This window comes from Eubacterium sp., assembly GCF_057858645.1.
Genome location: NZ_DBLZZO010000004.1, coordinates 1 through 12,605, shown reverse-complemented (window position 1 = coordinate 12,605; position 12,605 = coordinate 1). Strand labels below are relative to the sequence as shown.

General features: G+C 34.5%; 9 protein-coding genes. 1 reads left to right on the top strand and 8 read right to left on the bottom strand.

The features are described 5' to 3' along the window. Positions 1 to 222: 222 nt before the first annotated feature. Entirely contained in the window at positions 223 to 501 is a 279-nt protein-coding gene (locus tag ACZM4J_RS02180; RefSeq protein WP_022165891.1) for an acylphosphatase, read from the bottom strand. 347 nt (positions 502 to 848) lie between these two features. Between ACZM4J_RS02180 and ACZM4J_RS02175 the strand changes: the two genes are divergently transcribed. After that, positions 849 to 1,700, top strand: coding sequence for a patatin-like phospholipase family protein (locus tag ACZM4J_RS02175; RefSeq protein WP_022165890.1), 852 nt, complete (start codon positions 849 to 851; stop codon positions 1,698 to 1,700). Positions 1,701 to 1,937: 237 nt separating this feature from the next. Here the strand turns inward: ACZM4J_RS02175 and ACZM4J_RS02170 are convergent, their stop codons facing one another. The 7 genes from ACZM4J_RS02170 to ACZM4J_RS02140 form a co-directional block, all read right to left on the bottom strand. Then, a complete protein-coding gene (locus tag ACZM4J_RS02170; protein WP_489485531.1) occupies positions 1,938 to 6,983 on the bottom strand; it encodes a glycosyl hydrolase family 18 protein in 5,046 nt (1,681 codons plus the stop codon). Positions 6,984 to 7,306: 323 nt separating this feature from the next. Then, complete coding sequence (locus ACZM4J_RS02165) at positions 7,307 to 8,431, bottom strand: BNR-4 repeat-containing protein (RefSeq protein ID WP_022165888.1); 1,125 nt, start codon at positions 8,429 to 8,431, stop codon at positions 7,307 to 7,309. A gap of 83 nt (positions 8,432 to 8,514) precedes the next feature. Next, the gene (locus ACZM4J_RS02160; RefSeq protein WP_022165887.1) at positions 8,515 to 9,009 is read right to left on the bottom strand and encodes an InlB B-repeat-containing protein; all 495 of its coding nucleotides are present in this window, start codon (positions 9,007 to 9,009) and stop codon (positions 8,515 to 8,517) included. Between the two features lie 58 nt (positions 9,010 to 9,067). Next, on the bottom strand, positions 9,068 to 9,559 hold the full coding sequence (locus ACZM4J_RS02155; protein ID WP_022165886.1) for a GtrA family protein: 492 nt from the start codon (positions 9,557 to 9,559) through the stop codon (positions 9,068 to 9,070). 41 nt (positions 9,560 to 9,600) lie between these two features. After that, positions 9,601 to 10,530: a glycosyltransferase family 2 protein gene (locus ACZM4J_RS02150; RefSeq protein ID WP_022165885.1), complete on the bottom strand. Its 930-nt coding sequence runs from the start codon at positions 10,528 to 10,530 to the stop codon at positions 9,601 to 9,603. Between the two features lie 86 nt (positions 10,531 to 10,616). Further along, positions 10,617 to 11,975 (bottom strand): MATE family efflux transporter, encoded by a 1,359-nt coding sequence (locus ACZM4J_RS02145; protein ID WP_022165884.1) that lies wholly within the window; start codon positions 11,973 to 11,975, stop codon positions 10,617 to 10,619. A 405-nt stretch (positions 11,976 to 12,380) separates the two neighbouring features. Next, positions 12,381 to 12,605: DUF4368 domain-containing protein (locus ACZM4J_RS02140; protein WP_489485528.1), on the bottom strand; the 225-nt coding region annotated here is incomplete at its 5' end.

Below are 12,605 nucleotides of genomic sequence, written 5' to 3'. Positions count from 1 at the left end.
TTATTTGGCTAATTGCTTCCTTTAATTTCAATTAACCATCTATTATCAAATTACACCTTACTGTGAGTCTTTAAAATTTGATGTAATTGTGATATATCATCATAATATCATCGAACTATTTAATGTCAATATCTGTAACGTTTTTATTTTAAATGTTATTGTATATTTTTATTTTCTATGTTCTTTTCATTTTTATGCTTTTCACTTTTTCTTTCTATTTGCCTATTTTATCTGGAAGCCACTCTCTTCCTTAACTTTCATATCCGTCACTTCCGCCTCATCCACTCTAATAAAATAATCACCCTGTTTTATTCTAAAAACATACATTTCAACATCACGATAATCTCCCTGTACTTCCATTTCCACGTTGCCATCGTATAAATTTCGGACATAACCTGTTAAGTTCATTTTATTTGCTTCTGTATAACAAAAATATCTAAAACCTACCCCTTGTACTCTGCCCTTAAAAATAATATGTTTTCTAACTAATTTTATTTCCATTTTTACCTTCCTTTCATATTCTAAACTGCAAAATCATCAAAATAGCATACTTATTTTCCTTTTTCATTTTAACATTCTTCCCTATTTGTGTTAAGATACTCTTGATTACAGTGTATCAAAGTCATTCCACATCTGTGCCCTAACTATGATGGGGATATGACTTTGAGACACGCCCCAGTATGAGCATAAAAGTGAAGCGATAGCTTCACCATATGCGAATACTTGGGGAGGATTGCGGGAGTGCAATGCACGGAGCAATCCGGGTAATCTATACTTCAACGTCAAAAAGTCATTCCACATCTGTGCTCTCACTATAATGGGGATATGACTTTAGAAAGGATTGTGTTATGAAAACAGGACTTGTACTAGAAGGCGGTGCCATGCGCGGCATGTTCACTGCCGGCGTTTTAGACGCCATGATGAATAACAATATTACAGTAGATGGAACAATTGGTGTTTCAGCCGGAGCAACTTTTGGTTGCAATTTCAAATCTAAACAAATTGGTCGTTCAATAAGATACAACATGAAATATTCAAAAGATCCACGCTATGTTGGAATTCGTTCTTTAATTAAAACAGGAGATTTATATGGAGCCGATTTTTGTTACAGAGAAATCCCCGAAAAGCTGGATATCTTTGATACCAAAACCTATCAGGAAAATCCAATGGCTTTTTATGTTGTTGCAACAGATGTAAATACAGGAAAACCGGTATATCACCTTTGCCCTACAGGAGAAGCTGATGATATTGAATGGTATAGAGCTTCAGCATCAATGCCCTTAGTTTCACGTATTGTAAAAATTGATGGTCTTGAACTTTTAGATGGTGGTATTTCAGATTCCATACCAATAAAGAAATTTAGAGAAATGGGCTACGAAAAAAACATATTGATACTAACCCAGCATAACGGCTATCGCAAAACCAAAAGCAGTATTATTCCATTATTAAAAATGAAAATGGGTAAAAAATATCCCAACCTTATTCACGATATGGAAATCAGACACAATGAATATAATAAAACATTGGACTATATTAAAGAACTTGAAAAAGAAGGTTCTGTTTATGTTATCAGACCTAAAAATCCAATTACAATTAAACGAACTGAACGTGATCCCAACAAGCTTAGACTTCTTTACAATGTAGGCTACAAAGAAGGGCTTGAACATATTGAAGCAATGAAAAAATTTCTAAATCAATAAAATATATTTTTAAATTTTCTATTGTATGTAAAGCATGTCGCTTGTGACATTCTACCCACCGAGCACGTGCCTATTCACAACTGATTTCTTTTCGCACCAAGGTGCTTCCCTGGTGGAACGCTTTTTATCTAATAGAAATTCCAGTGGAATTTCTTATTACACAAAAATCACAGGTAATTTCACTTTTGTGAAATCCCTGTGATTTTCTTTTATATGGCTTACATTATTTAATATTAACTATTTTATCTTCTGCCATACATCCCACTGACCTGACTTTTCAGGATTTTCTCCCTTTGTCCACCATTTTGCTCTATATACGTGTCCGTTATATGAAACATAATCGTTTCTTACATATATAGTTGATGCATCCCAAGCTGGATACTGACTAGGTTTCTGTGTTGTTGTTTCAGGTGCCTTTGTTGTTGGCTTCTCCGTTGTTGTCTCAGGTGCCTTTGTTGTTGGCTGCTCTGTTGTTTCAGGTGCTTTAGTTGTAGGCTCTTCTGTTGTTGTTTCAGGTTGCTTTGTTTCTTCCTGATTATTTCTTAATGCCGCAAGAAATGCTCCATTTTCTTTTGCAAAAGAATTATTATTCTGACTTGAATCCCAGTTAATTGACCATGTCATAATTCCTCTCAAGCCCGGATACTTATTATTAAGTTCTGTAAATGCGCTTTGAAGATCCTTATTTGCAATCTGTCCACTACCTGCCGCACTTACTGATGATGGAACACCAATGACAACCTGATCTGGTCTAAGTGGAGCAAAGTATGTTGAAGCATCTGTTGAATTTGTATAATATGCTCCTACATGGAATCCCTTTAAGAGCATTTCACACATTGCAACTGTGCTTTCCTTTGTACCCATGCTATAAGAAGTTCCATCAAGTCCTGTAATAGGTGCTGAATTATATAACTGTACATGTACATATGATGTTTCGTTTCTTAATGCATTAATCATAGGTAAATATACCCCTGCTCTGCTATCACAGTATTGATTAATTCCACCATAGAATGAGTAACCTAACTGTACATAAAATGTTTCAGGTGCCCATGATAAAATGAAATCATCACCATAGCTACTGCAAATAGTTCTAATTGCTTTAATCATATTTACAATCTTTGGAGATGTAGGATTGTTAATGTCCTTATCATTTCCACTTTCAAACTGTACTGAAGACTGTTCTAAATCAATATCAATTCCATCAAATCCATATTCGTCTACAATAGATTTAATATCGCTTACAAACTGATCAACCGCACTCTGTGATGTTAATGAGAAGTAGCCTTCATAACCACCAATTGATAATACAATCTTCTTGCCCTGTGCCTGAAGATCTTTAACATCTTTCTTGAAATCAGCTTTTGTATAATCAGCTGTTAAACCTGAAATATTAAACTGCATCTTTCCATCTGTGCTACCTGCACTTACAGGTTCAGCAAAGGAGATATTAATTACATCCCAGTTTTTATCAACATCTCTTAATTTAATAAATGGATTTCCACCGTTATTCCATGTATGATAATAACCAATTAATAATTTTGATGAAAGTCCTGTTGATGGTTTTACATCTGTACCTGTTGACTGTTCCGGTTTAGTTGTAGTTTCTTCCTTCTTTGTTGTTGTCTGCTCAGGTTTCTTTGTTGTAACTTCTGCCTTTGTTGTAGGCTCTACTACAGGTTCTGTTACCTTTGCTGTAGTTGTTGGTTCCACAACAGGCTCTGTAGTTACCTGTGTTGTTGTATTTTCAAGACCTGTTACTACTACTTTAAGTGTCTGACCTGCTGTTTCTTTTCCGTTATAAACAGCTGTTACCTTAATTATATGATTTCCGTTAGTTGCAAATGTATAATTAAGCTGTGTTGCAGTATTGTATGTTCCAAATAACTGGCCGTCTACATATACGTTATATGTCTGACCTAAAGCCATCTGTTCATTAGTCTGTCCCCAGGCAAATGTTACATCTCCCTTGTTCTGGGAAATCTTTGTTAAACCAATAACTTCGATTGGCTGTTTTCCGTCAACTGTTGTAACTTCTTCTGCCTTCTTGGAAGTTGTTGTTTCCTGTGTTGTTGTAGGTTTAACTGTTGTAGTCTGTTCTGTTGTTGTAGTTGTTGTTTCTGTAGCTTTTGTTGTTGTAGGCTGTGCTGTTGTTGGTAGTTCGTCCATTGTCTTATCCATAGCCTTAGCCCACGCATAGTTGTTAGTTGCATCCCAGTTAATTGACCATGTCATTACACCCCTAAATGACTGGTACGCTCTTGGTGCAGTAAAACTTCCTGATGATGTTCCGTTCACAAGTGCCTTTACAGCAGTATTAATTACATCAGTTGATACATAGCCACTACCTGCTGCTTTGGCAGTTGATGGTAATCCTAACGCTACCTGATCAGCTCTTAATCCGTTCTCTAATAATAAAGTTGCAAGTGATGTTAAGAAATCTGCAGTTCCAACCTGTGCATTAAATCCGTTATAACCAATCATACCACCTGAGTTATAAAACTGTGGATAACAGATTGTAAGAATATCCTTAATCTTGTATGCAAGTCTGTAGTATGCTGATGTTGCTGCTGTTCCATTTGGATTTGTATCCTGGAAATAATATGTTTCCGGTGCCATTGTTATAATAAAATCATCTCCGAAATGATTATGTACTGTTCTTAATGCTTCAGCAATATAATCTGTTCCTGATACTGCACTACCTTCAAAGTCAATATCAACACCTTCAAATCCATATTCCTCAATCATTGAAATAAGGCTCTTTGCAAATTCATCTGCTGCTACCTGATTTGTAATATAAGTAGTTCCTTCAGCGCCACCTACTGAAATAATTACATGCTGTCCTTTTGCTTTTGCATCTTTGATGTCCTGAATAAACTGTGCTTTTGTATAGCCACCTAAGGCATTGCTTAAATCCTTATCAAGCTCAAAAGTAACCTTACCAGGTGTTGTTGATGAGTTTGCAAAAGATACACAAATCATGTCATAGTAACTTGGAACATCTGAAATCTTTAATGCTGTTGAACCATTAAGGAAGTTATGCCAATAGCCTGTTACCATATGCTGTGGAAGTTTTGAATTAACTGTGTAATTATTTTCAACAGTTGTTGTTTCTTCTACAGAACTTCCTCCCTTAGTTGTTGTTTCGATTTCTCCTGCTACTAAATCACTTCTAAGTTTCCACAATGTAAATGCTTCTGTTGGTGTCCAACCTGAATTTGAAGTATGTGCAAATGTACATTCATATACATTTCCCTGATACTGAACAAGGTCTCCTATGTTGTAAAGAACACTGTTTGGTGACCATTGAGGATATGCACCTGTTGAAGCCTTCTTTGTTGTTGTCTGTTCCGGTGCAGTTGTTGCCGGTACTTCAGGCACTGTTGTTACCTGCTCTGTTTTACTTGTTGTTTCAGGTGCTTTTGTTGTAGTAACTTTTTCTGTTGTTGTTTCTACAACACCGCTTTCATTATTTTCATATAAAACATTTCTTGAAATAATGCTACCACTTGAAACAGCTTTCTGTCTAAGTGTAACTGACTGAATATTGGATAAGCTTGCAGTTCCTTTACCTGACTTAAATGTAAATGTTAATGTATCACCAGGTGCCACTGCTTTTGAACTCCATTCAGGTGGTGTAATTACTGTATTTCCATTTTCAGTTGTAATTGTTCCACCTGCACTCCAGTCTCCTGTTAAAGTTTCACCGTTAATTGTTTTAATTTCTAATGAAGGATAGCTTAAAGTCTTGCCAAACTTTTCTGCCCATGGCATAACCGAAATATCTTTTGCTCCACTTGGAAGTGTTACTTTTGCATTTGTATTCTGCAAATTCAAAGTATATGACTCTCCTGAAGCCTGCACATCTAATTTAATGCCATCCATTTTTGGTGTAGTAATCTCATTTGTAGGAAGTGCCTCTGAACCATATAAAGATTCCTTCATTGCCTTAGTAACTGAATTTGTACTATCCAATGATGCCATCCATGAAATAAGTCCGCCTAAATGTTTACTCTTTACATATTTTCCTTTTTCAGCTACTGATTCTTCAGTATCACATGTAAAGAACATACCTGTTGACTCACTATAAAAATAGTTTGCCTTTGCTGTATCATCCCAATATTTCTTTAAATTATACTTACTTATTAAAGAGTTAATGTCTCCATATGCATAAGTTACGCCATTTTCTCCTGTTGCGTCTGCATATAAGCCCGGATTCTTAGAATCTCTTCCTGTTTCCTTTTTAACTTCTTTCCAACCTCTTGTGTAAGGTGCAACACCAACTACAATCTTTGAATAATCAATGCTGTCACCGTATTTATTTTCAAGATACTTAATGCATGAATCAACTGAAAGACCTGCGTCCCCTTCATCATATGCAGGATTTGTGTAAAGCGCTGTCTGGTGAGCAGTAAAACCTCCCCAGGCACCATTTAAGTCATATGTCATCATATTTGCAAAGTCTACAATTTTTAATACTTTTTCGTATTCAATTGCAGCCATCATCTTTGGTGATGCTGACATTGCCACTGATAATTCATAATACTTTCCATCAGCTTCTCCATAGCTGTCTAATGCATCTCTAATTGCCTGTAATAACAGTGTATAATTCTGTGTGTCTGCTGCTGAGCCCTTACATCCCTTATCAATGGCAACGCCATTGCCTTCAGGATCAGGATCTCTATCTGCTGTTGGATATTCCCAGTCAATATCTACAAAATCATATCCATAGTAATGAACAAATTTTGCAACATTGTTTGCAAAGTTCTTTCTTGTCTTTTCTGACGCTGCAAGTTTTGGGAAATCCCCTGATCTTGTCCAACCACCAACAGAAATACCTATCTTCATGTTAGGATATTTTTGTCTTAATAAAAGCATTCCTCCCAACACTCCTGCGTATTTGTTGTCTGTTCCAACTGAATATCCTACATTTGGATTTTCATAGTCAGCCCATGTGTCTGTTGTGATTAAATCACCATTTTCATCTGCATCCATAAATGCAAAATTCAAATGTGTTATTAAACTACCGTCAATCTTATCAGGTGTGAAATTCTTCTGACCTGAATAAATTGACCAATCACCGTAATACATTACGTTACGGTATGGTGCCTTATTTGCTTCTGCTTTTTGTGCTGCTACCTGTGATGCCTTTCTGGCTTCCTCAGTAACTTGTGCCTTAGCTGCGCTATAACCATACATAAGGTTTATTACCATTACCAATGTTAAAGCGATTCCGCTAATTCTACGAAGCAAACTTTTTTTTGATATAGATTTTTTGAAATTCATTGTACCCTCCCATTTTTTCATAAATCTAAAGCTTCTCCTCCACTAAAAATTCTAGACTAAAAACATTTTTAAGAAAACGTAGGCTTATTTTATTGGGTACTCTTTTTTCTAAAATCATTTTTGAAAATATTTTTATCCACAAACTTTATGTGAATATATTCTTGTTAAGTTCACTCACATTGCACGTGATGATGTAATAAAAAAGAACCAATATTGGAAAAAAACATTTCAATACTGGTTCATTTTCTTAATTTTAAAATGTCAATAGTTTATGCACAAACGTTGAAAAAAATGACACAAAAGTTGATTTTTTAGAATTATTTTTATTGCAAATCGTATATTTTTGCTTCCGTAAAGAAATCTGTATACACATTTGGATTGTAAAATCCCCTATGCCATAAGAAAACTTTTTGATTTATGTCTACAATTGGTCTTGCATTTCTAATATAGTTACTGCCAATGGCTTCTGAATAAACAGAATTATTTAATGTAATATTTCCAGAGCTGTAATTATAAAGTTCTATTTTATCATAACCATGTTCTTCTCTTGCTACAACAATCTTGTCATTACCAACAAACGAAGCTCCTAATTGATATTTTGGATTCCAAAGAGGGTTTCCGCCATTGCAAATTCTTATAGTTCTGTTTGTATCAAAAACGTAATAAACTGAATTCTTTGCCTTAGTCTTATTAGAAAATGAAGTAAATAAAACCAATGGTTTTTTAGGTGTAGTTATTGCAACATCAAATAAACGCTGTGTTTTTCCTGACACATTTTTTATAATTGTATTAAATTTAGTTGCTGAAATATTAGAAGTTCCTAATTTTGTTTTATTGTTAGAATTATAAATAGCTTTATTACTTAAATGTATAAAACCCATTCTAATATTAGGGTCACTAGATCCGGGATTAGATGTCATACAAATTCTAATAACACCATTTGTTGTTGTAGGCATAAATTTACAATAATACTGCATTTTTGCTGTTATTATTATTTTTTCTGCACTCCATTTTGTTCCATTAGATGAATAACGGTAAGCCCAGCTTTTGTTATTTACCCTATAGAAAATATAGTATTTATTTTGATATTTAATTATCTGACTATAACATACCTTTCCTGAAGAACTAAGAACTATGTCTTTGCTAAATTTTTCGATATTTTCTTTTTTGTCAGATATTCTTATATGTAATTTATTATCTATGTTATGTCCACCGGTATAAGCACACATTATTTTTCCATCATTCATAATAGTTACTGCTACACCATTATGGTCATCTACATCTGACTGTGACACTTTTTTTAATAATGTTTTATTTGTTTTATGTGTTATATTATTATATGAAGCAATTCCACTATAACCCTTACTTGTTGTAAATCCCCAATACACATTATTTTGTGTTTTGTTGTAAGACACAACCTGTGGATAAGACCACCAGCTCCAAATCATGTCACCAGTGCCTTCCCTGTTAATATTCAAAGCTTTTAATTGCCACTTTGCGTATAGTCTTATGTTACCTCTTGTGCCTTTTTTTAGCTTTGTAACTTTTTATCCTTGTACCAGCCTACAAAAGTATAATTCTCCTTTGTTGCCGGATATAATTTTACACTCCTCTCACAAGTATATTTCTTCTTATTTCTATAATCATTTACACCACCATTAGAAGTGTATGAAAGTTTGTATTTGACAGCCTTCCATAAAGCATAAATCCGTTTGTTTCCCTTAGAACCTTTTTTTATTTTTCTAATACGCTTTGTATAATTTTTGTCCTTATACCATCCCTTAAAAGTATAGCCCTTTCTTTTAGGCGAATATAATTTTGTATTTTTAGTTGATTTATATTTTTTAGTATTCTTCTTATTATTGGTTCCGCCTTTTAAAACATATGTAATCTTGTAGGTTTTAATCTTTGTTTTTGCCGAGATGTTATTACTAAAACCTAACACTAATGCCAAAGTCAGCACTACTACTGTATAAAATCCTATTTTATTTTTTATTTCATTTATAATTATTTGTTTTTCACTCATTTTTCTTCCTTTCAAAAACCGCTCTGCCAACTGACAGAGCGGATATTGTTTTAATATTCTATTCTTCTTCACTCTTGTCTTTTTTGAAAATAACAAGTTTGCTAAATACATAGTTTAGTAAAACTACAAAGAATGACATTGCTATCTTACAAACACTGCCTCGTAAGCCGAAGATTGCCTGATCAAATCCATGGTCCACAAGAAATGGAACGCCGAAAATTTCTATTAAACCTGTTAAGATTCTGGCTGATAAAAACAAACCAAGTTCTTTCATAACAAATTTAAACTTCCAGGAATAACTTCTAAATACCCATATTTTATTTGTAATATAAGCAAATATTACAGCAACTGTCCACGCTACAATATTGGCAATAAATACATCTATTGTGTTTGCCGACATTTTCAAAAGTCCTGACAGGCTTTGTCCCGGATGGCAAATCGTAATCATTACGCTATATGTAACCCAGTTGACTACTGTTGTAGCACCGCCCATTATAAGATACATTATTATCTCTTTGTATTTATTAAATAATTTTATTAATGATTCCATTAAATTTCTCCCAAGTATATAGTTTATTACACCCCCACTAACTATTTTCCAACTTTTTTTGATATTAAATAACGAGGTCTTCCCTTTACTTCCTCGTAAATCTTTGCAATATAGTAGCCGATGATTCCTAAACTCATCATTATGATACTACCTATCATCAATACCAAAAGTATAACTGTTGTAAAGCCTGCAACTGCATGTCCCATACAGAATTTTACAATTGTCTGTATTCCCAAAATAACTGCCAAAATAAAAACTATCACTCCAAGAATTGTTACAATCTGCATTGGTGCTGCTGAAAATGCAACTATATTTGTAATTGCATACTTTACCAATGACCATGTTGACCATTTTGACTCGCCTTCTTCACGCTCTCTTACATCAAATTCAACACTTGTTGTCTTGTACCCAATCCATGATGACAATGCTCTAAAGAAAGCATTTTTCTCAGGCATATTCAGAAGTGATTCTACTGCTTGTCTATCCATCAATTTAAAATCAGAGGCTCTTGACATATCAATCTTAACAGCCTTAGAAATTAATTTGTAGAACAAGCCTGCGCTCATCTTATGTAAGAAACTTTCCTTACCTCTGCTATGCTTAACACCTTCAACAACTTCGTAGCCCTGCTGCCAAAGTCTATACATCTCCACTAAAACCTCAGGTGGATGCTGTAAATCACAATCCATAACTGCACAACAGTCGCCATTAGCATTAGCAAGTCCTGCAAAAAGCGCTGATTCTTTTCCAAAATTTCTTGAAAAATGAATTCCAATAATATGCTCATCTTCTTTTGATACTGCTTCAATCTGATTCCATGTATCATCCTTTGAACCATCGTCCACAAAAATAATTTCGTATGGAATAGATGCTCCATTTAAAATAGAACCTATAACATTTGCAGCTTTTTTTATTATTTTTTCCTCGTTAAACGCAGGTAAAATAATAGATAATAAACCTTCTTTTTTCATTGGTTACTCTTACTCCTTTTCCTATACTCAAAACCTGTACAAGTATAACACACTAAAATTGCTCTGTACATATTAAACCCCTATTTTTACACATACTCTTTTTTCCGAATAATAAAATACGTTCCTATTACCAACAGGCTTGTCACTACCCATGTAAACGGATAAACTGCCATTAATATTTCAAATGAACTAAACATTTTGAATATTGTATTTATCCACACAATTCTTAACACACATGAGCCAAAAACTGTAAGCACAGCTGGTGTCATGGAGTGACCTATACCTCTTAAAGCACCACCTGTCACCTCATATAATGGTGGCAAAGCTGTTAAAAGACCTACTCTTATTAATCTCGCCACACCATACACCATTGCATCTTTATCTGTTGTGTATATGCCAATGAAAAATTCTTTTCCGAGAACAAAGACAATACTCATGCAGGCTGTGCATACCATAGCAAGTACAAGGCTTACCCTCAATATTTTTTTGCATCTGTCATATTGCTTTGCCCCATAATTCTGACTTGTAAATGTTATACACGCCTGTGTGAAAGCACTCGTCACAAAATAAGTAAAAAATTCATAATTTACTGCAGCCGCAGAACCTGCAATTCCTGCTGTCCCAAAACTGTTAATTCCAGCCTGAATACAAACATTTGACAATGAGAATACCATTCCCTGAAGCCCTGCCGGTGCCCCAATTTTTACTATATTGATTACCTCATCTTTGTTAAGTGATAATTTCTTTATATCCAGTCTGATTGTTTCATCTGCATGAATTAAGAAGAAAATAATCATTGATGCACTTATTGCATTTGCTGTAACTGTGGCAATTGCCACACCTGCAACTCCAAGGTCGAACACAATTACCAAAAACAAATTAAGGGCAACATTTATAACACCTGATACTAAAAGACAATATAATGGCTTTTTTGTATCACCAATACTTCGAAGCACAGCAGAACCAAAATTATAAACCATAAAAAACGGCATGCCACAAAAATAAATTCTAAGATATTCCACCGCCAAAGGTAATACATTATCAGGAGTATCCATCATACTTAATATTGGTGCTGCCACTGCATTCCCTATGAATATTAAAGCTATACCACAAATAATTGCTAATGAAATTACCGTATGTGCTGCTCTGTTTGCTTTTTTCTTATTACCCTGTCCTATTGCATTGGCAATAACAACATTGGCCCCAATGGAAAATCCTACAAACAAATTAACTATTAGGTTAATAACCGGACTGTTGCCACCAACGGCTGCCAAAGCCTCGCTACCTGCAAATCTTCCTGCAACAGCAACATCTGCTGAGTTAAACAACTGTTGCAAAATACTACTTGCCGCCAAAGGAAGTGCAAATAATATAATTTTATCTGCAAGGGAACCGCGTAACATGTCCACCTGCTTTGACTTCTTTTGTTTTACTCTTCTATTCATTCTAAACCTCATTTTTCTCTATGCTAATTTTTCCTATAACATTATAACATCCCTGTCAAGAGGCACTCATATTCCCTTGATTTATGCATAAACTATAGTAATAAGTTTTTGGAGAATTGTTATGTCTAATTCACAACAAGTTTCCTTATTAAAGCGAAGTATTTTATGGCTTTGCGTTCTAATTGCAGTCGTTGGTCTTACATACTACTATCAGGAAAATCTGTTTAAGGACGGCTTTGATGCAATAACCGTCTCTAATACAACCAAAGAGCTTCCAATCTATAATGTCCAAACTAATAAAAAACAAGTTGCGCTTTCATTTGATGCAGCTTGTGCTGATTGTAGTTTACGCAAATTGTGATATGTATTCCCCAGTATATATGGGGAGTTAGAAATGTATTGAGATTAGATAGCCTTTTTCTCCAAGTCCTCACAGTAAACGCTTGAAAATAAATGTTCCAGCTCATTTCCGAAGTTGTATGAGATTTTAAGTTTGCGGTTTTCATAAACTGTTATCTGGTCTATCATTTCCACAATAATATCTCTGTCTAATTCTTCAATGTCTTTCAGTTCCAACAACCGCCTTAACCACGGTGTTTCAAAAACATCTTCTGTTACACTTTCCTTTTT